The sequence below is a fragment of the Burkholderia sp. Bp8986 genome (genome assembly GCF_003854225.1).
Classification (GTDB): domain Bacteria; phylum Pseudomonadota; class Gammaproteobacteria; order Burkholderiales; family Burkholderiaceae; genus Burkholderia.
Genome location: NZ_QTQM01000030.1, coordinates 1 through 20,838, shown reverse-complemented (window position 1 = coordinate 20,838; position 20,838 = coordinate 1). Strand labels below are relative to the sequence as shown.

At 66.6% G+C, this 20,838-nt stretch carries 20 protein-coding genes; 12 read left to right on the top strand and 8 right to left on the bottom strand.

The window, feature by feature from the left end; all coding sequences use genetic code 11:
* Window positions 1-22: 22 nt before the first annotated feature.
* Window positions 23-433, bottom strand: coding sequence for a DUF2471 family protein (locus DID99_RS24230; protein ID WP_044847560.1), 411 nt, complete (start codon window positions 431-433; stop codon window positions 23-25).
* A 306-nt stretch (window positions 434-739) separates the two neighbouring features.
* Window positions 740-1,633 (bottom strand): LysR family transcriptional regulator, encoded by an 894-nt coding sequence (locus DID99_RS24225; RefSeq protein ID WP_124667646.1) that lies wholly within the window; start codon window positions 1,631-1,633, stop codon window positions 740-742.
* An 86-nt stretch (window positions 1,634-1,719) separates the two neighbouring features.
* On the opposite strand from DID99_RS24225, the gene DID99_RS24220 reads away from it, so the two are divergent.
* Window positions 1,720-2,505, top strand: a complete 786-nt coding sequence (locus DID99_RS24220) for an NAD(P)H-dependent oxidoreductase (RefSeq protein ID WP_124667645.1) — start codon at window positions 1,720-1,722, stop codon at window positions 2,503-2,505.
* Between the two features lie 145 nt (window positions 2,506-2,650).
* Here the strand turns inward: DID99_RS24220 and catC are convergent, their stop codons facing one another.
* The 3 genes from catC to DID99_RS24205 are packed head-to-tail and all read right to left on the bottom strand — an operon-like array spanning window position 2,651 to window position 5,055.
* Window positions 2,651-2,941, bottom strand: a complete 291-nt coding sequence (catC, locus tag DID99_RS24215; protein ID WP_044847557.1) for a muconolactone Delta-isomerase — start codon at window positions 2,939-2,941, stop codon at window positions 2,651-2,653.
* Window positions 2,942-2,982: 41 nt separating this feature from the next.
* Window positions 2,983-3,885: a catechol 1,2-dioxygenase gene (gene catA, locus DID99_RS24210; protein WP_044847556.1), complete on the bottom strand. Its 903-nt coding sequence runs from the start codon at window positions 3,883-3,885 to the stop codon at window positions 2,983-2,985.
* 36 nt (window positions 3,886-3,921) lie between these two features.
* The gene (locus tag DID99_RS24205) at window positions 3,922-5,055 is read right to left on the bottom strand and encodes a muconate/chloromuconate family cycloisomerase (protein ID WP_124667644.1); all 1,134 of its coding nucleotides are present in this window, start codon (window positions 5,053-5,055) and stop codon (window positions 3,922-3,924) included.
* Between the two features lie 91 nt (window positions 5,056-5,146).
* Between DID99_RS24205 and DID99_RS24200 the strand changes: the two genes are divergently transcribed.
* Entirely contained in the window at window positions 5,147-6,037 is an 891-nt protein-coding gene (locus DID99_RS24200; RefSeq protein WP_044847554.1) for a LysR family transcriptional regulator, read from the top strand.
* A 186-nt stretch (window positions 6,038-6,223) separates the two neighbouring features.
* Here the strand turns inward: DID99_RS24200 and andR are convergent, their stop codons facing one another.
* On the bottom strand, window positions 6,224-7,180 hold the full coding sequence (gene andR / locus DID99_RS24195) for an anthranilate 1,2-dioxygenase regulatory protein AndR (protein ID WP_124488772.1): 957 nt from the start codon (window positions 7,178-7,180) through the stop codon (window positions 6,224-6,226).
* Between the two features lie 210 nt (window positions 7,181-7,390).
* Here andR and andAc point away from each other — a divergent pair, with 210 nt between their 5' ends.
* The 5 genes from andAc (at window position 7,391) to DID99_RS24170 (ending at window position 12,178) form a co-directional block, all read left to right on the top strand.
* The gene (andAc, locus tag DID99_RS24190) at window positions 7,391-8,662 is read left to right on the top strand and encodes an anthranilate 1,2-dioxygenase large subunit AndAc (RefSeq protein WP_044847583.1); all 1,272 of its coding nucleotides are present in this window, start codon (window positions 7,391-7,393) and stop codon (window positions 8,660-8,662) included.
* Between the two features lie 17 nt (window positions 8,663-8,679).
* Window positions 8,680-9,165: an anthranilate 1,2-dioxygenase small subunit AndAd gene (gene andAd / locus DID99_RS24185; protein ID WP_044847552.1), complete on the top strand. Its 486-nt coding sequence runs from the start codon at window positions 8,680-8,682 to the stop codon at window positions 9,163-9,165.
* 25 nt (window positions 9,166-9,190) lie between these two features.
* Entirely contained in the window at window positions 9,191-9,517 is a 327-nt protein-coding gene (gene andAb, locus DID99_RS24180) for an anthranilate 1,2-dioxygenase ferredoxin subunit AndAb (protein ID WP_044847551.1), read from the top strand.
* Window positions 9,507-10,727: an anthranilate 1,2-dioxygenase system ferredoxin--NAD(+) reductase gene (andAa, locus tag DID99_RS24175; RefSeq protein WP_124488770.1), complete on the top strand. Its 1,221-nt coding sequence runs from the start codon at window positions 9,507-9,509 to the stop codon at window positions 10,725-10,727. The genes andAb and andAa overlap by 11 nt, the downstream gene beginning before the upstream one ends.
* Before the next feature lie 164 nt (window positions 10,728-10,891).
* Window positions 10,892-12,178, top strand: coding sequence for a DUF445 domain-containing protein (locus tag DID99_RS24170; RefSeq protein WP_124667643.1), 1,287 nt, complete (start codon window positions 10,892-10,894; stop codon window positions 12,176-12,178).
* A gap of 48 nt (window positions 12,179-12,226) precedes the next feature.
* Here DID99_RS24170 and DID99_RS24165 read toward each other — a convergent pair whose 3' ends face one another.
* Both DID99_RS24165 and DID99_RS24160 read right to left on the bottom strand, forming a co-directional pair.
* Complete coding sequence (locus DID99_RS24165; RefSeq protein ID WP_006750245.1) at window positions 12,227-12,526, bottom strand: addiction module antidote protein; 300 nt, start codon at window positions 12,524-12,526, stop codon at window positions 12,227-12,229.
* A gap of 3 nt (window positions 12,527-12,529) precedes the next feature.
* The gene (locus DID99_RS24160; RefSeq protein WP_124667642.1) at window positions 12,530-12,847 is read right to left on the bottom strand and encodes a type II toxin-antitoxin system RelE/ParE family toxin; all 318 of its coding nucleotides are present in this window, start codon (window positions 12,845-12,847) and stop codon (window positions 12,530-12,532) included.
* A 381-nt stretch (window positions 12,848-13,228) separates the two neighbouring features.
* On the opposite strand from DID99_RS24160, the gene DID99_RS24150 reads away from it, so the two are divergent.
* From DID99_RS24150 to DID99_RS24125, 5 genes are all read left to right on the top strand, one after another.
* On the top strand, window positions 13,229-14,869 hold the full coding sequence (locus DID99_RS24150) for an acetolactate synthase large subunit (RefSeq protein WP_124667641.1): 1,641 nt from the start codon (window positions 13,229-13,231) through the stop codon (window positions 14,867-14,869).
* A 28-nt stretch (window positions 14,870-14,897) separates the two neighbouring features.
* Window positions 14,898-16,331, top strand: coding sequence for an aldehyde dehydrogenase family protein (locus DID99_RS24145; RefSeq protein WP_124667640.1), 1,434 nt, complete (start codon window positions 14,898-14,900; stop codon window positions 16,329-16,331).
* Between the two features lie 244 nt (window positions 16,332-16,575).
* Window positions 16,576-18,159 carry a Na+/H+ antiporter gene (locus DID99_RS24140; RefSeq protein ID WP_044847545.1) on the top strand — a complete coding sequence of 528 codons (1,584 nt, stop codon included), beginning with the start codon at window positions 16,576-16,578 and terminating at the stop codon, window positions 18,157-18,159.
* Window positions 18,160-18,664: 505 nt separating this feature from the next.
* Window positions 18,665-19,798 (top strand): hybrid sensor histidine kinase/response regulator, encoded by a 1,134-nt coding sequence (locus tag DID99_RS24135; protein WP_044847544.1) that lies wholly within the window; start codon window positions 18,665-18,667, stop codon window positions 19,796-19,798.
* Between the two features lie 123 nt (window positions 19,799-19,921).
* The coding region (locus tag DID99_RS24125) for a methyl-accepting chemotaxis protein (protein ID WP_148091649.1) at window positions 19,922-20,838 on the top strand (917 nt) is incomplete at its 3' end.

Sequence of the window (20,838 nt, the reverse complement as noted above, 5' to 3'; positions counted from 1 at the left end):
TACAGCGCGCGAGGCGCCGCCGTCACTCCATCTCGACGCGTTGTGTCTCGCGCTCTTCCGCTTCCAGCATCGCCTTGACGATCAGATAGACGGCGGGCAGATCGTCGTCGTCGCGCTTCCAGTCGACGGCTTCCTCGACGTCCGCGGCGACCATCCGGCTGTCGCGCAGCCGGATGAAGGCGTCGACGACCATCGGATCGTTGCGGTTCAGGAAGCCGGTGTTCGAGAACGCCAGCTCCTCGACATTCAGCAGCGCCTGCCAGCTCATCGTGCGGACGGCGGCCGGATGGCTGCGGCGCCGCAAGCCGAGCGCCCGCTGCGCAGGGCCGCCGACGACACGCTGGAGATCGACGACCGCTTGCCGCGCGGCACGCTCGAAGTGGACGGGGTTGAAGCCGGGTTGCTCGGGATCGAATGCGGATGACTGGAACATGGTCGCCTCACAAAAGTCCGTCCGTCATGGGTGACGGAATTCGGGTCAAATGGTACAAAAGCACTGTAAATATATACAGTGTTCGAGGCGGTTTCAAGTACTGAATGAATGTGTTCGTGCGGCGACCGGGATTCGGGTGAGCGGATTCGGGCGACCGGCAAGGGCGACCGGCGAGGGCGGCCGACGCATGAAGCCGCATTGGCAAGAAGCGCGTTTCTGCTCCGTGCTCTTCGCTGCATCGCGCTGCGCACGTTGTGTCTCGGAACCTCGCGGTGGCCTCGCTGCGCCGACCGCTCGTCTGGCGATCTACACCGACGCGGCGATCGTCTCCCGCAACCATCGATGCGCCGGATCGCGGTGCACGCGCTCGTGCCACAGCATCGACATTTCATAGCCGGGCACGTCGACCGGCGCCTCCACGACGCGCAATGCGGGCGTGTTGCGCACCAGCCGCTCGGGCAGCATCGCCACGAGGTCGGTTGTGGCGACGGCCGTCATCACGAACAGGAAATGCGGCACCGACAGCACCACGCGCCGCGTGGCGCCGGCTTTGGCGAGCGCTTCGTCCGTCACGCCGAAGAAGCCGCCGCCGTCGGGCGACACGATCACATGTTCCAGCGCGCCGAACTGCGCGAGCGTCGGGCGGCGCTTCAGTTTCGGATGACCGGCGCGGCCGACCAGCACGTAACGCTCGACGAACAGCGGCAGGCGCCGCATCCCTTCCGGCGAACCTTCGGTCGTATGGAAGGCCAGGTCGATACCGTTTCGCTCGGCGTCCTGCTCGATGCGCGGCGGCACGAGTTCGACGACGGCGAGGCGCGTCGCGGGGGCGGCCGAGCGCAGCCTGTTCAGCGCGGGCAGCACGATCGTCGATTCGCCATAGTCGGTTGCGGCCACGCGCCACGTGTTCGTCGCGGTTGCCGGATCGAACGGCGTGGCCGTCAGCACCGCGCGTTCGACTGCTTCGAGCGCATCTCGCAGCGGCTCGCTCAGCGTTTCCGCCCGCGCGGTCGGCCGCATTCCGCGCGGCCCCGGCAGCAACAGCGGATCACCGAACAGGTCGCGCAGTTTCTGCAGTTGCACGCTGACCGACGGCTGCGACATGTTCAGTTTCTCGGCCGCCCGCGTGACGTTGTGCTCGGCAAGCAGCACGTCGAGCGTGACCAGCAGGTTCAGATCCAGTCGTCTGAGATTGTTCACGGCTATACCTGGAATATCGGGAATTCATTTCCAATATACCTTCGGCGACGGCATCCTGCAGTCATTCAATCAACGGAGTGACGAACATGAATGTGCTGATCGTTTATGCCCATCCGGAGCCGCGTTCGCTGAACGGCGCGCTGCGCGACTTTGCCGTCGAGCATCTCGAAGCGGCGGGTCATAGCGTGCAGGTGACGGACCTGTATGCGATGAACTGGAAGGCCGCGTTCGACGCGGACGACGTGACCGTCCGTGCACCCGACGCGCGTTTCGATCCTGCGCTCGATTCGAAGCATGCGTTCGAGACGGACACGCAGCGTGACGACATCGCGCGCGAGCAGGACAAGCTGAAGTGGGCCGATGCGGTGATCCTGCAGTTCCCGCTGTGGTGGTTCTCGATGCCGGCGATCATGAAGGGCTGGGTCGAGCGTGTGTATGCGTATGGTTTCGCATACGGCGTCGGCGAGCATTCCGACCTGCACTGGGGCGACCGTTACGGCGAAGGTTCGCTGGCGGGCAAACGGGCGATGGTGATCGTCACGACGGGCGGCTGGGAGTCGCATTACAGCGCGCGCGGCATCAACGGGCCGATCGACGACGTGCTGTTCCCGATCCAGCACGGGATTCTGTACTACCCGGGGTTCGACGTGCTGCCGCCGTTCGTGATTTACCGGACGGGAAAGATGAACGATGAGCGCTTCGACGCAACGCGTGCGGCGCTCGGCAAGCGTCTCGACGAACTGTGGACCGCGCAGCCGATTCCGTTCCGGCGACAGAACGCGGGCGACTACGACATTCCGGCGCTGACGCTGAAGGCGGAAATCGCGCCGGGGACGGTCGGGTTCGCGGCGCATCTGGCGAGCGAGCGGTGATCGTCACTGTATCGTCGTGACGCGGGGCGCCACCTGAACCCGGCGGCTGTGCAAAACGTCACGGGCGACCGGCGAGAAAATCGCCGGCCGCCCGGGGCCGTGCTTCGCGCGGCCGTTCGATAACGCCGCGCTTCACATTCACTTCTTACCGATCATCTTCCCGCACCGAAGAAGGATGCCGGCACAGCGCCCGCACTTCCATCTCCATATACGGAAACAACGGCAGCTGACTCAACAGGTCGTGCAGCTGCTGCACGCTTTCGACGTCGAAAATACTGACGTTCGCATACTTCCCCGCGATCCGCCACAGATGCCGCCAGACGCCTTCGTTCATCAGCCGCTGGCACATCGCCTTCTCTTCGGCCTTCAGCGTGGCCGCTTTGACCGGATCCATGTCCGCCGGCAGGCGGACGGTCATTTCCACATGAAACAGCATCCTGCGCTCCTTGTTGTCGATTCGGCGAACGGGACGGCCGCTCAGGCCTGCGCCCGCACCCGTTCGACTTCGCTCGCCGGCACGTCCTGCTTGTCCTTGAGCAGCGAGAAATCGAAGTCAATCAGCGCGAACTGCCCGTCGACGCCATACGGTTTGCCTTCCGCACCCTCGGCCTGCCTGATCTTCGGGATCAGCCCTTCGCGGGTCGCGAATGCGAAGTCGTCCCAGATATGCGGATCGCCTTCGATGTTGATCTGCGTCGTCAGCTTACGATATCCGTCCGCGGAAACGAAGAAGTGGATGTGCGCCGGACGATGGCCGTGGCGGCCGAGCTGGTCGAGCAGTTGCTCGGTCTTGCTGCCCGGCGGCACGCTGTAGCCGACCGGCAGCACGCTGCGGAAGCTGTAGCGGCCCTCGGCGTCGGTGCGGATCGAGCGGCGCAGGTTGAACGCCGGCTGCGACTGATCGAAGTACGAGTAGTTGCCCAGATGGTTCGCGTGCCATACCTCGACGAGCGCATTCGCGAGCGGCGTGCCGTCCTGGCCGAGCACCTGGCCGCGCATGATCAGCGTCTGGCCCGGATCGGTGCCGTCGTCGAGACGCGCATGGCCGACCGATTCCGGTGCGCCCGCGACATACAGCGGCCCTTCGATCGTACGCGGCGTGCCGCCGTGGAAGCCGGCCTTCTCCTCGGCCTCGTCCATCCGCACGTCGAGGAAGCGCTCGAGGCCGAGGCCCGCGGCGATCAGCCCGAATTCACGGCCGGCTTCGTTCAGGTAGTTGAGCGCGGTCCAGAACTCGCTCGGCTGCACGTCGAAATCCTCGATCGTGTAGCAGAGGTCCTTCACGATCCGGTTGACGATCGCGCGCACGCGCGGATTGCCGGGCTTTTCCGCGGCGTCGTCGAAGGTTTTCAGCAGGGCGTCGATGGCTTGCTTGTTCATCTGTGTCTCCGGTTTCGGTTGTCGTGTCGTGCGGGATCAGCGGGCGTCGCGTCGCATCCGTTCGATGCGGGCCCAGTCGAAGGTGATGCCGAGGCCGGGTGTCGCCGGCAGGTGCAGCTTGAAATCCTGGTAGCGCAGCGGCTCGACGAGGATTTCCTCGGTGAGCAGCAGCGGGCCGAACAGCTCGGTGCCCCATTTCAGCGAGCCGAACGTGCTGAACAGTTGCGCGGACGCCATCGTGCCGGCCGCGCCTTCGAGCATCGTGCCGCCGTACAGGTCGATGCCGGCCGCCGACGCGATCGATGCGACGCTCGCCGCGCCGAGCAGGCCGCCCGACTGCGCGATCTTCACCGCGAACACGTCGGCCGCGCGGTCCTGTGCGAGCGCGAACGCATCGACGGGGCCGTGCAGCGCCTCGTCGGCCATGATCGGAATGTGCGCGAGCTGCGTGAGGCGTTTCAGCCCCGCGCGATTGGTTGCGGCGATCGGCTGCTCGACGAGGCTCACGCCGGCGTCCGCGAGTCGTGCGCCGGCGCGGATCGCGTCGGTTTCGGTCCAGGCCTGGTTCACGTCGACACGCACGTCGCCGCGCTCGCCGAGCGCGCGCTTGATCGCGATCACGTGCGCGACGTCGTCGTCGACCGCGTTCGAGCCGATCTTCAGCTTGAATGCGCGATGGCGGCGTGCGTCGAGCATCGCCTCGGCTTCCGCGATGTCGCGCTGCGTGTCGCCGCTCGCGAGCGTCCACGCGACGTCGACCGCGTCGGTCGTGCGGCCGCCGAACAACTCGGACAGCGGCACGCCGAGGCGGCGCGCCTGCGCATCGAACAGCGCGGTTTCGAGCGCGCACTTCGCGAACCGGTTGCCCTGGAACAGCTTGCGCGCACGCGCCATCGCAGCGCCCGGACATGTCGCGTCCATGCCTTGCAGCAGCGGCGCGAAGTAGGTGTCGATGTTGACCTTGATGCTCTCGGGGCTCTCCTCGCCATACGCGAGCCCGCCGATCGTGGTCGCCTCGCCGACGCCTTCGATACCGTCCGTGCATCGAACGCGGACCAGTACGAGGGTCTGGCAATTCATCGTGGCGACCGACAGTTTGTGGGGCCGAATCGTCGGCACGTCGACGAGCAGCGTCTCGATGCGTTCGATGGTGGCGGCAGTTGCTATCATGCGATTCCTCCTGTTGGTGCACATGGTAGGAATTCCCGCCCGGCGTCGTCCAACACTCTTTCCGACTACTTCCATACCTTTGAGGCATGAAATGGAATTGCGCCAGCTCCGGTACTTCATCGCCGTCGCGGAGGAGATGAACATCACGCGGGCCGCGGAGCGGCTGCACATGACGCAGCCGCCGCTGAGCCGCCAGCTCCAGGCGATCGAGGACGAGGTCGGGCTGCCGCTGTTCGAGCGCGGCGCGCGGCCGCTGAAACTGACCGACGCGGGCCGCGTGTTCTATGCGCAGGCGACGCGGGTCGTCGAACAGGCCGACGAGCTCGGCCCGCTGACGCGGCGGCTCGCGCAGTTGTCGGAGCGGATCGTGATCGGCTTCGTGCCGTCGACGCTCTATGGCGCGCTGCCGGACGTGATCCGCGCGTTTCGCGAGGCGCAGCCGGACGTCGAGCTGTCGTTGATCGAAATGTTCACGCTCGAGCAACTCGGCGCGCTGAAGGGCGGGCGGATCGACGTCGGGTTCGGCCGCCTGCGCTTCGACGACGACCAGCTCGTGCGCGAGGCGCTGATCGAGGAAAAGCTGATCGCGGCGCTGCCGGTCGGCCATCCGCTCGCCGATCCGGACCGGCCGCTGACGCTCGCGGACATCGCGAACGAGACGCTGATCGTCTATCCGAGCACGCCGCGGCCGAGCTTCGCGGACCAGCAGTTGTCCGCGCTGCGCGACGGCGCGCTCGTGCCCGCGGCCGTGCACGAGGTGCGCGAACTGCAGACGGCGCTTGGGCTCGTCGCCGCGCAGGTGGGCGTGTCGCTGGTGCCGGAAAGCGTGGAAGGCGTGCGCGTGAAGGGCGTCGTCTACCGGCGGCTGCCGGAACCCACGGCGACGTCGCCGATCATCATGAGCCGCCGGCTGCACGGCGAAAGCGCCGCGACGACCGCGTTCTGCGCGATCGCGCGGGCGATGATCGCGCCGGCGGCGTAGGGCCGGCCGTTTCCGTATCAATTGCAACTAACGGTCAATTTCACCACGCTACGCCAAATGCGGAGAGGGCATCGCGATGCGATGTCATTTGCCGTAGATGCAGGCGCGCAGCGAGCCGATCAGGCCGGTAAGGCGCTAAGGCAGCAAGGCAGCAAGGCAGCCGAGCCCGACAAGCCCGGCACCCGCCTACCGCATCCCGTCGAGCGTCTCCGACGGCGATTCGCCGAATTTCTCCCGGTACGCGATCGCGAACCGCCCGAGGTGCGTGAACCCGCAATCGAGCGCGATATCGGCGATCCGTCGCTTGGACGCCGACCCGCGCAGCAACTCCCGCGCATGCTCGAGCCGCGTCGCGCGCAGGTATTGCATCGGGCTCATCCCGCGGAACTGCAGGAAGGCGTCGCGCAGCGTCCGCTCCGGCACGTTGGCGGCCTGGACGATATCGGCGAGCTGCAGCGGTTGCGCGTAGTGCGCGTTCACGAACTCCTGCGCGCGCCGCACGAACCCCGGCGCGGGATCGAGGCGCGCGCTCGGTACCGACGGCGGGTGGCCTTCGATCAGCAGATCGATCAGCAGGTGCTCGAGCTGCGACGCGACGCGCGGGTTGGCATTCGCACGTTCGAGCAGCTCGGGCGAGCGGGCGACGAGCATCAGCTGCTGGCGCCACGCGGCGAGCGCGGCATCGCTGATGTGCAGCACGGGGTCGAGCATCGCGCGCGGATCGCCGGTCAGCGAGCCGACGGTCGCGGCATCGATGCGCAGCACGAACTGCTCGCAGTCGGCGGAGAGCACCGCGTCGAAGCGCTCGCCGGGCGCGCACAGCACGCCCGTCTGCCCGTCGACGCCGAGCCGGCGCCCCATCGCGTGGACTTCCGCCTGCCCGGACAGGCAGAACATCAGCAGGTAATAGCCGTCGACGGCGTCGACCTGCACGCGCATCGCGTCGCCGAACGCGATGGTGCCGATCCCGAGGCCGCCGAGCCGGACGAAATCCATATGCGATGCGCCTTGCACGCGCCCGCTCGGCAGCAGCGCGTGCGGCTGCATCACGCGCGAGATCCGCTCGCGCGTCTCGTCGAGATCGCGGGATTCGAACAGCCGGTGCGCGCGCAGCGCAAGCGGCTCGAACGACGTTGGGGACATGGGCATCGGCCTTGGTGTGGACGCGCGCTTCGATCCGACGAATGGGTCGCGATCGTGCGCCGGGTCGCGTGTGTCGCCATGCTAGCGCAGAAATCCGCCGAAAGTGGATATTGCGCCGCCGCAATCACACTTTCCGGATAGACGCCGAATATTAGCTTTTCAAAAATCGGCTCCATGGAATCAACGAAACGGAACCACAAGGAGTCCGACATGGAGCAGACAGAATCGCCCGTCGTATTCGCCACGCGTGACGACGCGTCCGATGTGCGCTTTCCGCACGAAGACGGTTCGCGCGTGCCGTACAAGGTGTTCAGCTCGCGCGCGGTCTACGATCGCGAGCAGGAACGCATCTTCCGCGGGCCGACCTGGAATTTCGTCGCGCTGGAAGCGGAAATCCCGAACGCCGGCGACTTCAAGAGCACGTTCGTCGGCGACACGCCGGTCGTCGTCACGCGCACCGAGGACGGCACGCTGTCCGCGTGGGTGAACCGCTGCGCGCACCGCGGCGCGCAGGTCTGCCGCAAGTCGCGCGGCAACGCGAGCTCGCACACGTGCGTGTATCACCAGTGGAGCTTCGACAACCAGGGCAACCTGCTCGGCGTGCCGTTCCGGCGCGGCCAGAAGGGGATGACCGGGATGCCGGCCGACTTCGACCCGAAGCAGCACGGGCTGCGCAAGCTGCGCGTCGACAGCTATCGCGGGCTCGTGTTCGCGACCTTCAGCGATGACGTGGCGCCGCTGCCCGAATACCTGGGCGAGCAGATGCGTCCGTGGATCGACCGGATCTTCCACAAGCCGATCGAGTATCTCGGCTGCACGCGCCAGTATTCGAAGTCGAACTGGAAGCTGTACATGGAGAACGTGAAGGATCCGTATCACGCGAGCATGCTGCACCTGTTCCATACGACCTTCAACATCTTCCGCGTCGGGATGAAGGCGCGCTCGATTCCCGATGCGAACCACGGGCTGCACAGCATCATCACGGTGACGAAGACGGGCGACGACACGTCGGCAGCATACAAGCAGCAGAACATCCGCTCGTTCGACGAGGGTTTCCATCTCGAAGACGAGTCGATTCTCGATCTCGTGTCGGAATACGACGAGGACTGCACGAACCACATCCAGCCGATCTTCCCGCAGCTCGTGATCCAGCAGATCCACAACACGCTGGTCGCGCGCCAGATCCTGCCGAAGGGGCCGGACAACTTCGAGCTGATCTTCCACTTCTTCGGCTATGCGGACGACACGCCCGAGCTGCGCGCGCTGCGCATCAAGCAGGCGAACCTCGTCGGGCCGGCCGGCTACATCTCGATGGAGGACACGGAGGCGACCGAACTCGTGCAGCGTGGCACGGTGCGCGACGCCGATGCGACGTCGGTGATCGAGATGTCGCGCGGCAACCCTGACCAGCAGGACACGGTGATCACCGAAAGCCTGATCCGCAAGTTCTGGGTCGGTTATCAGAAGCTGATGGGCTATTGAAGCGGGAGCGCGGAACGATGGAAAACCTGACGGAAGACATGAAGACGTGGTTCGAGATTTACATGCTCCAGAACCGCTACATCGGCCACCTCGACAACGACCGGCTCGAACGCTGGCCGGAGATGTTCACCGAGGACTGCACGTACGAGATCGTGCCGAAGGAGAACGCCGATCTCGGGCTGCCGGTCGGGATCGTCCACTGCACGAACCAACGGATGCTGCGCGACCGCGTGGTGTCGCTGCGGCACGCGAACATCTTCGAAGAGCACACGTACCGGCACATGACGTCGGGCCTCACGATCGTCGCCGAACGCGACGGCGAGATCGACACCGAGAGCAACTACGTGGTCGTTCAGACGCGCAGCAACGGCGAATCGAACGTGTACCAGGCCGGCAAGTATTACGACACGGTCGTGCGCACGCCCGACGGGCTGCGCTACAAGACCAAGCGCGTGATCTACGACACGTCGCGCGTGCAGACGCTGCTCGCCACCCCGATCTGACCGATCCGACAGCCAAGGAAACGACATGACCGAAGCAACCCTCGCCGAATGGCACCCGCTGGGCACATTCGACGAATTCTCCGAAGACGAACCGGCGGCACGCGTCGCCGGCCAGAAGCCGATCGCGGTGTTCCGGATCGGCGACGAACTGTTCGCGATGCATGACCTCTGTTCGCATGGTCACGCGCGCTTGTCCGAAGGCTATGTGGAAGACGGCTGCGTCGAATGCCCGCTGCACCAGGGGCTGATCGACATTCGCACGGGTGCGCCGAAATGCGCGCCGATCACCGAGCCGGTGCGGACCTATCCGATCCGGATCGTCGACGGGCAGGTGGAAGTCAATGTCGGCTGACCCGTTCGTGATCGTCGGCGCCGGCCACGCGGCGCGGCGCACGGCCGAGGCGCTGCGCGCGCGCGACGCCGACGCACGCATCGTGATGATCGGCGCGGAGCGCGAGCTGCCGTACGACCGGCCCGCGCTGTCGAAGGACGCGCTGCTGTCGGACGGCGGCGAGCAGCGCGCGTTCATCCGCGACGCCGCGTGGTACGACGCGCAGCGCATCGAGTTGCGGCTCGGCTCGCGCGTCGACGCGATCGACCGCGCCGCGCAGCGTGTGCGGCTCGATAACGATGCGACGGTGCCGTACACGCGGCTCGTGCTCGCGACCGGTTCGCGCGTGCGTGCGTTCGGCGGGCCGGTCGACGAAGGCGTCGTCCCGCATTACGTGCGCACCGTGGCCGACGCGCGTGCGTTGCGCGCGCAGCTCGCGCCGGGGCGTCGCGTGGCGGTGCTCGGCGGCGGCTTCATCGGCCTCGAAGTGGCGGCCGCGGCGCGCCAGCTCGGTTGCGACGTGACGGTGATCGACCCGGCTGCGCGCCTGCTGCAGCGTGCGTTGCCGGAAGTCGTCGGCGCGTATGCGCGGCAACTGCATGACGCGCGCGGCGTGCTCTTCCAGATGGCGACGCTGCCGCGCGCGATTCGCCGCGCACCGGGCGGCGGCGCGATCGTCGAGACCGATCGCGGCGACGTGCCGGCCGATATCGTGGTAGTCGGGATCGGCGTCGTGCCCAATGTCGAGCTCGCGCAGGCGGCCGGCCTCGAGGTCGACAACGGGATCCGTGTCGATGCGGGATGCCGGACGGCCGATCGCGCGATCTTCGCCGCCGGCGAGGTGACGATGCACTTCAATCCGCTGCTCGGGCGTCACGTACGGATCGAGTCGTGGCAGGTCGCGGAAAACCAGCCGGCCGTCGCGGCCGCGAACCTGCTCGGCGCGGACGAAACCTATGCCGAGCTGCCGTGGCTGTGGTCCGATCAGTACGACTGCAACCTGCAGATGCTCGGGCTGTTCGGCAGCGAACGGACGACCGTCGTGCGCGGCGATCCCGCGAGCGGGCCGTTCACGGTGTTCGGGCTGGGCGACGACGGGAAGATCGTCGCGGTGGCCGCGGCGAACCTGGGGCGCGACATCGGCGCGTCGCGGCGGTTGATTGCGGCGGGGGCCGTGCCCGATCCGGCGAAGCTTGCCGATCCGGCGGTGAACCTGAAGACGTTTCTCTGAGGCAACGCGCGAATGCGGCCGGGGCGGCCGTGTTCGCGTCGGATCGCTCAAACGCAGGAGGAAACCCGTTCGGGACAACATTCCCGGCGCGCGCAATGCGCTCGGGTTTGTCGCGGGCCGGCGATCGGTGCATATTAGCGGCATTGCCGTTTCACCGGTCGCCCATGACGACAGACAAAGCCCTCGAACTGAAACGCAGCAAGCGCCGCGCGCTATGGCTGCTGCTGGCCGCCGTCGCGGTATTCGTCACGACGATCCTGCTGCCGCGCGGCCCGTGGGTCGACGGCTTCAAGGCGGTGGCCGAGGCTGCGATGGTCGGCGCGCTCGCCGACTGGTTCGCGGTCGTCGCGCTGTTCCGCCGCGTGCCGATTCCGTTCGTGTCGCGCCACACCGAAATCATCCCGAAGAACAAGGACAAGATCGCCGACAACCTCGCGGTGTTCGTGCGCGAGAAATTCCTCGGCCCCGACGCGCTCGCCGCGCAGATCCGCCAGCACGATCCCGCGCAGAAGCTCGGCGCATGGCTCGGCGAGCCCGCGAACACCGACGCGCTCGGCGGCTACGTGACGAAGCTGATGAGCTTCGCGCTCGACATGACCGACGACGCGCGGATCCAGTCGTTCGTCCACGACGCGTTCCGCGCGGTGATCGACCGGATCGACCTGTCGCAATCGGCCGGCGCGATCCTCGACACGCTGACGAAGGACGGCCGCCACCAGGCGCTGCTCGACGATGCGATCGAACAGGTGGTCGACGTGCTCGACAAGGAGGAGAACCGCGAGGTGATCGCGGGCTTCATCGTCGAATGGCTGAAGACGCAATACCCGAAGATCGAGAAGATCATGCCGACGCAGTGGTTCGGCGAGAACGGCGCGCGCATGCTGGCGAGCGCGGTGAGCCGCGTGCTCGAGGGCGTGGCGGCCGATCCCGAACACGAGCTGCGGCAGCGCTTCGACCGCACGGTCGTGCGGCTGACCGAGCGGCTGAAGCACGACCCGGCGTTCATCGCGAAGGGCGACGAGATCAAGCGCTACATCCGCGATGGTGACGCGTTCAACGACTACGTGCGCGATCTGTGGAACCAGTTGCGCGCATGGCTGAAGGCCGATCTCGCACGGCCCGATTCGACGCTGCACCGGCAGGCCGCGACGCTCGGCGGCTGGCTCGGCGCGCGGCTCGCGGAGAGCCCGGCGCTGCGCGCGTCGCTGAACGAGCACATCGAGAAGGCCGTGCACGAGATGGCGCCGGATTTCGCGGATTTCCTGATGCGTCATATCCGCGACACGGTGCGCAACTGGGATGCGCGCGAGATGTCGCGGCAGATCGAGCTGAACATCGGCAAGGACCTGCAGTACATCCGCATCAACGGCACGCTGGTCGGCGGGCTGATCGGGCTCGGGCTGTATCTGGTGTCGCTGGTGCCGCGCTGGGCCGCGGAGTGGCTGCATTGATGCGGCCCCGAGCGTCGAGCATGTGGCGCGGCATCGTGTGCCGCCGCATCACGCGTGCGCTTTCGCGCCGTGCAGTTGCAGGCCGAGCGCCTTGATCACCTTCAGGATCGTGCCGAAGCTCGGATTGCCGTCGTGCGACAGCGCCTTGTACAGCCCTTCGCGCGACAGGCCCGCGTCGCGCGCGACCTGCGACATGCCGCGCGCGCGGGCGATCACGCCGAGCGCATGCGCGATGAAGGCCGGGTCGTCGCCGGCTTCCTGCAGACAGGCCTCGAAGTAGTCGGCCATGTCGTCGTCGGTCTTCAGGTGTTCGGCCGAATCCCACGGCCGGGTCTTGATCTTGTCCATCGGTTACTCCAGATCGAGCCGCTCGAGCATCGCGTGGGCGGCGCGGATGTCCGCCTGTTGCGTCGACTTGTCGCCGCCGCAGAGCAGGATCACCCATATCGTTTCGCGCCTGACGTAGTAGACGCGATAACCGGGGCCGTGGTCGATACGCATTTCGACGACGGGCGAGCCGGCGGATTTCCAGTCGCCCGGAGTGCCCATCGACAGGCGGTCGATGCGGGCCTGGATGCGCCGCCTGGCGACGCGATCCTGCAGGCCGGCAAACCACGCGTCGAAGACATCGGTGGTCCGGATACTGAACGTAGGGGCACTGTAGGGCATGGATCTCGGTATGTAAACCATGGTTCACAGGTTCGATGAATGAAATCGGCTTGCCCCCGACGATAGGGCCGCGCGCGCCGCTTGAGGTCGAATTGGCCGTCAGGCCGACCCTTTCGCGCGGCCGGACCCGGCCATTCGGCCGAAGTCGGAATTCCGCGAATCCGTCTACAATCAAAAACGTCCTTGCCGCCCGCGCGTGCTTGCCGCGCGCGGGTGAATCCGTTTGTCCTCCTGCACAGGGAGGCGCCGCCGTGCGTTGCACGGCGGGCAGTGCCGTGGTCAGTGTCCAGTAGGTAAAGCGTCCGCGTGCCGTAGGCCGGCGCGCGTTCTGAACGTCGCGCGCCCGTAAGCCGGGCAGGCGGCATCAACCGAGAGTCCCCCATGAAAGCATCGGATCTGTTCGTGAAGGCGCTGGAAGCCGAAGGCGTCGAGTACGTGTTCGGCATTCCCGGCGAGGAAAACCTCGATCTGCTCGAATCGCTGCGGCGCTCGAAGATCAAGCTCGTGCTGACCCGGCACGAGCAGGCGGCCGGGTTCATGGCCGCCACCTACGGCCGCCTGACGGGCCGCACCGGCGTGTGTCTCGCGACGCTCGGGCCGGGCGCGACCAACTTCGTGACGGCCGCCGCGTATGCGCAGCTCGGCGGCATGCCGATGCTGATGATCACCGGGCAGAAGCCGATCAAGTCCAGCAAGCAGGGCCACTTCCAGATCGTCGACGTCGTCGACATGATGCAGCCGCTCACGAAGTTCACGCGGCAGATCGTGTCGATCGGCAACATTCCGTCGGCGGTGCGCGAGGCGTTCCGCCGCGCGGAGGAGGAGCGCCCGGGCGCCGCGCACCTCGAACTGCCGGAAGACATCGCGCACGAGGAGGGCGACGGCAAGCCGATTCCGCGCAGCTACAGCCGGCGGCCGGTGGCGGAGGAGAAGGCGGTCGCGCATGCGGTCGACGCGATTCAGGCCGCGCATCACCCGCTGCTGATGATCGGCGCGGGCGGCAACCGCAAGACGACCTGCAAGATGCTGCTCGAATTCGTCGACAGGACGGGCATCCCGTTCTTCACGACGCAGATGGGCAAGGGCGTGATCGACGAAACGCATCCGCTGTGGCTCGGCAACGCGACGCTGTCCGACGGCGACTTCGTGCACCGCGCGATCGAGCACGCGGACTGCATCATCAACGTCGGCCACGACGTGATCGAGAAACCGCCGTTCTTCATGCGCACGGACGACAAGACCGTGATCCACGTGAACTTCCTCGGCGCGCAGGTCGATCCCGTCTACTTCCCGCAGATCGAAGTGGTCGGCGACATCGCGAACGCGGTGTGGCAGATGAAGGAAGCGGTGACGCCGCAATCGCACTGGGATTTCGAGCGCTTCAAGATGATCAAGGCGCATTTCGACGCGCACCTCGAGAAGGGCCAGCACGATCCGCGCTTCCCGATGTACCCGGTGCGGATCGTGAACGACCTGTACAACGCGCTGCCGGTCGACGGGATCGTCTGTCTCGACAACGGGATGTACAAGATCTGGTTCGCGCGCTACTGGCGCGCGCACGAACCGAACTCGCTGCTGCTCGACAACGCGCTCGCGTCGATGGGCGCCGGCCTGCCGTCGGCGATCGCGACGAAGATCGTGCATCCGCAGCGCAAGGTGATCGCCGTCTGCGGCGACGGCGGCTTCATGATGAATTCGCAGGAACTCGAAACGGCCGTGCGGCTGAAGCTCGACATCGTCGTGATGATCCTGCGCGACGATGCGTTCGGGATGATCCGCTGGAAGCAGGAAAACATGAACTTCCCCGATTTCGCGATGACGCTGAAGAACCCCGATTTCGTGTCGTATGCGCAGAGCTACGGCGCGCACGGGCATCGCGTCGAAGCGGCCGACGATCTCGGGCCGCTGCTGCGCGACTGCTTCGCGACGCCGGGCGTGCACGTGATCGACGTGCCGATCGACTATTCGGACAACGAGCGCGTGCTCAACCGCGAAATCAAGCGCCTGTCGGCGCAACTCTGAATCCGCCGTTCACCGGAAGGAGCGTTCCATGCTGAAGGATACCTATCCGTACTATCTGGCCAACGAGGCCGTCTACGCGAACACCGATCTCGCAGTCACCGACAAGTTCAGCGGCAAGGTCGCGACACGCGTCGCGCTGGCCGACGCGAAGGCGATCGATGCGGCCATCGGCGCGGCGGTCGACGCCGCGAAGCCGATGCGCGAGTTGCCGGCCTACAGGCGGCAGGCGGTGCTCGACCACTGTGTCGCGCGCTTTCGCGAGCGCTTCGACGAGCTGGCCGAGGCGCTGTGCATCGAGGCCGGCAAGCCGATCAACGATTCGAAGGGCGAAGTGACGCGGCTGATCGATACGTTCCGCGTCGCGTCCGAGGAGTCGGTGCGCATCGACGGCGAAGTGATCAACCTCGAGATCTCGGCCCGCGCGCAAGGCTACACCGGCTATACGCGGCGTGTGCCGATCGGCCCGTGCTCGTTCATCTCGCCGTTCAACTTCCCGTTGAACCTCGCCGCGCACAAGGTCGCACCGGCGCTGGCCGCTGGCTGTCCGTTCGTGCTGAAACCCGCGAGCCGCACGCCGATCGGCGCGCTGATCATCGGCGAGGTGCTCGCCGAAACCGACCTGCCGAAGGGCGCATTCTCGGTGTTGCCCGCGCATCGCGACGGCGCGGACCTGTTCACGACCGACGAGCGCTTCAGGCTGCTGTCGTTTACGGGCTCGCCCGCCGTGGGCTGGGCGCTGAAGGAGAAGGCCGGCAAGAAGAAAGTCGTGCTGGAGCTCGGCGGCAACGCGGCGGCGATCGTCGACGCGGACCAGCTCGACCAGCTCGACTACGTGGTCGAGCGTCTCGCGTTCGGCGCGTATTACCAGTCTGGCCAGAGCTGTATCGGCGTGCAGCGGATCCTCGTGCATGCGGACTTGTACGACGCGCTGCGCGACAAGCTGGTCGCGAAGACGCGTTCGCTGAAGATGGGCGATCCGAAGGATCCGTCGACGTTCGTCGGCCCGATGATCTCGGAATCCGAATCGCGCCGCCTGTCGGGCTGGATGGATGCGGCCGTCGCGGCGGGCGCGAAGATCGTCGCGGGCGGCAAGGTCGACGGCGCGATGTTCGAGGCGACGCTGCTGGAAAACGTCGGCCGCGAACAGGACCTCTACCGCAAGGAGGCATTCGGTCCGGTCGCGATCCTCGAGAAGTTCGAGCGCTTCGACGATGCGCTCGCGCGCGTCAACGACAGCGACTTCGGCCTGCAGGCGGGCGTGTTTACCGATTCGCTCGCACATGCGCAGCGCGCATGGGACGAGCTGGAGGTGGGCGGCGTCGTGATCAACGACGTGCCGTCGTTCCGCGTCGACAACATGCCGTATGGCGGCGTGAAGGATTCGGGGCTCGGCCGCGAAGGGATCCGCTACGCGATCGAGGACATGACCGAGCCGCGCCTGATGGTCGTGCGCCGCCGCTAGCGCGAGAGGCGCCGCATGACGGCACGCGGGGGGGCGCATCGCGCCGGCCCGCGTGCCGTTTTCGTTTCGGCGCACACCGACGGATCGCGGCGATGTCCGCCGTGCGCCATCGTCGTGGCAATGCGGGCCGCGCCGGCCGAACGCGCTCGACTGCACGCATCGCATCGTGATGTAATCGCGCGAAATGGCCAACCGGGGTACGACACCGGCTGGCGTGCGCATTCATTCCTCACGAGGTCGATTCATGTCCCCCGTCTCGGCATTCAAGCTGGTTCTGTTGTCATTCCTCGCGATCGTTGCGCTCGAATACATCGCCAAGCGGTTGCGGTTGCCGCCGGCGGCCGCGCTGCTGATCGGCGGCATCGGCATCGCGTTCATTCCCGGCCTGCCGCCGATCAACCTCGATCCGGAGCTCGTGCTGCTCGTGTTCCTGCCGCCGCTGCTGATGGACGGCGCATATTTCACCGTGTGGGAAGAGTTCAAGCGCAATGTGGGCGGCATCCTGCTGCTCGCGATCGGCGCGGTGGTGTTCACGACGTTTGCGGTCGGCTTCGCCGTGCACTGGGTCGTGCCGTCGCTGCCGTGGGCCGCGTGCTTTGCGCTCGGCGCGATCGTGTCGCCGCCCGATGCGGTGGCCGCGAAGGCGGTGCTCGAACGCGTCGCGCTGCCGCGCCGTCTGATGGTGCTGCTCGAAGGGGAGAGCCTGCTGAACGACGCGGCGGGCCTGGTGCTGTTCCGCTTCGCGGTCGCCGCCGCGCTGACGGGCGCGTTCAGCCTCGAGCACGCGGTCGTGCGTTTCGCGGAACTCGGGCTCGGCGGCGTCGTGGTCGGCTTCCTGGTCGGCAAGCTCGTCGTGTGGTTCCTGAAGCTGCTCGACGACGACTACCTGGTAGTCACCGTCGCGGTGATCGCCGGCTGGATCGCATACATCGCGGGCGAGATGGCCGAGGTGTCGGGCGTGATCGCGACGGTCACGACCGGCATGATCGTCGGCTGGCATCAGCACGAGGTGTTCTCGGCGGCCGTGCGCACGCGCGGCACCGCGTTCTGGCAGGTCATCGTGTTCCTGCTCGAAGCACTGGTGTTCGTGCTGATCGGGCTGTCGCTGCGCGGCGCGATCCACCGGCTCGGCGGCTTCGAGCAGGTGCTCGCCACGATGATGCCGGCCGTGCTCGCGGTGCTGGCGGCCGTGATCGTATCGCGCTTCGTGTGGATCTATGCCGTCGAGGTGCTGAAGTGGCCGGTGCGCGGGATCGTGCGGCGCGGCGGCGCGCCCGACTGGAAGGCCGCGACGGTCATGAGCTGGGCCGGCATGCGCGGGGTCGTGACGCTGGCGATCGCGCTGTCGTTGCCGGAGGCGCTGCCGGGCCGCGACGTGATCCTGGTCGCGTCGTTCGCGGTGATCCTCGTCACCGTGCTGCTGCAGGGCACGACCATCGGCCCGCTGATCCGGCTGCTGCGCCTGCCGCAACGCGAAGAGCGCGCCGCGCATCACCTGACCGAGCCGCAGACGTGGGCGCATATCGAGGCAGCGCAGCTCGCGGCGATCCAGCCGCTGGTGCGCGACGACAGCGGCAACGTGATTCATCCGCGCCTGCTGGAGCAATACACGTATCGTGCGGAGCTGACCGAGCGGGCGAAGAACGAGCCCGAATATCCGGCGGAGGTCCGCGTCGCGCACTACGACGTCGTGCTGGCCGCGATCAAGGCCGGGCGCGCGGAGCTGCTGCGCCTGCATCGTACGGGCCGCATTCACGACGAGATGCTGCACATGGTCGAGCGCGATCTCGACCTGCAGGAAGTGTCCGCGCAGCACGCGCGCGGGTAATCGGCCGCGCGGCCGGGCGTGAGCGCACGGCCGCCTTGCTGCGCCACCGGCGCCGGCCGGCGGCGTTCGATGCGTGCCGCGTCGCGGCCGATCCGGTGGCGGCGCGCGCTTTTCTCCTCTCTACCTTCCCCATTCCGTCGCATCGAAATCCGGTCCCGATACGTTCGACGGGCGGCCTTGCAGCGCATGCAAACCTCATGGCGGCGGCTTCGCAAACGTTGTCGTCTTTCGCGCCAGGAAATGATCTGATTTATCTGAATTCCGCTCTCTCACCATATTTGGCAAAACTAAACCGGAAGGAGATAGATGCTGTGTTCTAATTTCATTTAGAATCAGCCGGTTATCTTTATTGAGAGAAAGCGCGCGGAGGTAATGCGACCGTCGTCGGGGTGAATTCGGCGTTCGGATCCCCGCGAGGCAATGCCGACAGGCCAGTTCGGCAACACAGGCGGATTTCTCTGCCGCCATGTTTTAAGATGGCGTCCAAGTCGGATAAACAACTCCTATGAAAGAATCAATTGGAGATTTGGCGTTTGAAACGGTATTTATGAAAGAATCCAGCGGTGAAAATGCGCCGGATTGTCTCGAATCGGGGCTATCGGTTCTGCTCGTCGACGATCAGCCGTTCGTCGGCGAGGTGATCCGTCGCGCGCTGCGCAGCGAGCACGATATCGACCTGCATGTGTGCACCGACGCACACCGGGCGATGGCGGTCGCGCGCGACGTGAAGCCGACGGTCATCCTGCAGGATCTCGTGATGCCGGACATCGACGGCCTCGACCTCGTTCGCGCGTGGCGCGCGAACGCCGACACCGCACGCGTGCCGATCATCGTGCTGTCGGCGAAGGAAGAGCCGATCGTCAAGCGCGAGGCATTCATCGCCGGCGCGAACGACTATCTCGTGAAGCTCCCGGACGCGATGGAGCTGACCGCGCGCATCCGCTATCACTCGAATTCGTACCTGATGTCGCGGCAGCGCGACGAAGCGCTGGATTTCCTGTCGCACGACATGCGCTCGCCGCAGACCTCGATTCTCGCGCTGCTCGAGGTCTACCGGACCGAGCACGGCGACATGCCGGCGATCATGGAGCGCATTGCCGGCCACGCCCGGCGCGCGCTCGCGCTCGCCGACGGCTTCATCCACCTGACCCGCGCGCAGTCGGAACGCCGCGCGCACGAGGTCCTGAGCCTCAACGAGATCGTGCTCGACGCGGTCGACCAGCTGTGGGAGAAGGCGGCCGGATTCGGCAGCCGGGTCGTTGCCCACGTGCCCGGCACCGAGTGCGTGACGATGGGCGACCGCATGATGCTCACGCGCGCGGTCGCGAACCTGATCGACAACGCGCTGAAATACGGCCCGGCCGGTACGGACGTGCATTGCACGCTGAGCGACGATGACGGTGCCTGGCTGATCGGCGTCGAGGACGCCGGCTCCGGCATCGCGCCCGAGCAGCGCACGGCCGCGACCGAGTCGTTCGTGCGGCTCGAATCCGCGCATGGCGCGGCGCGCGGCGGCTTCGGCCTCGGGCTTGCGTTCGTCCGCGCGACGGCCGCGCGGCATCGCGGCCAGATCCTGATGCGCAATACGGCGCGCGGCTTCATGGTCGCGCTTCGGCTGCCGGCACAAGCGGAGCGATGATTTCGCGGCGCGGCCCGCCGGTGCCGCGTTGCCCGCAGACCCCGATGCGCTCGTGGCGCGCCGTCCGGCGCGCAGGCGGGCGCGGATTTTTTCAACGCTGATTTTAGAAAGCCCATAACGAACATGGCCACCGTGACGCCCCGCGCGACCAATGAAAGCCTGCACACGACGAGCGGCGCCGCCCGGCTGACGCTCGGCAACCGTATCCTGATCAGCTTCGGCGTGCTGTTCGTGCTGATGCTGGTGATGGCCGGCGTGTCCTACGAGCGCCTGCGCGCGATCAACAGCGAAGCCGTCAGCATCGAACGCGATTCGCTGCCCGGCGTCTATCTCGCGGCGTCGCTGCGCGGCGCGGTCAACGAATCGTTCACGGCGCTGCAGCAGGCGACGTTCGTCGACACCGATCCCGAACTCGTGCAGCGCGATTTCGCGAAGATCGGCGAGGCGCTCAAGGAGGTCGAGTCGTTGTCGGTCGACTACCAGAACACGACGTTTCGCGATGACGACCGCCAGCGCTTCGCGACGTTTCGAGGCGCCTTCGACCGCTACCTGCCGCTGCTGAACGACGCGGTGCAGAAGAGCCGCGTGTCGCGCGAAGAGGCCGTCGCCGCCTATGCGAAGGTGCAGCCTTCATGGGCCGAGGTCGTGCGCAACGCGAATATCCTGGTGCAGGAGAACCGCAAGTTCGCCGACCAGTCCGCGAAGCTGATCCGCGAATCCGTGCAGGACACCGAGGTCGTGCTCGCGACCGCGCTGGCGATCGTGCTGCTGTCCGCGCTGGGGCTGGGCTACGGGCTGTACCGTTCCGTCACCGTGCCGATGACGCGGCTCGTCGAGGTGCACGACGTGATGCGTACCGGCAACCTGACGCGCCGCCTCGACCTGCGCCGCCGCGATGAATTCGGCACGCTCGAGACGGGCTTCAACCGGATGGCCGACGAGCTGACCGAGCTGGTCGCGCGCGCGCAGCAGTCGTCGCTGCAGGTGACGACGTCGGTCGCCGAAATCGCGGCGACGTCGCGCGAGCAGCAGGCGACCGC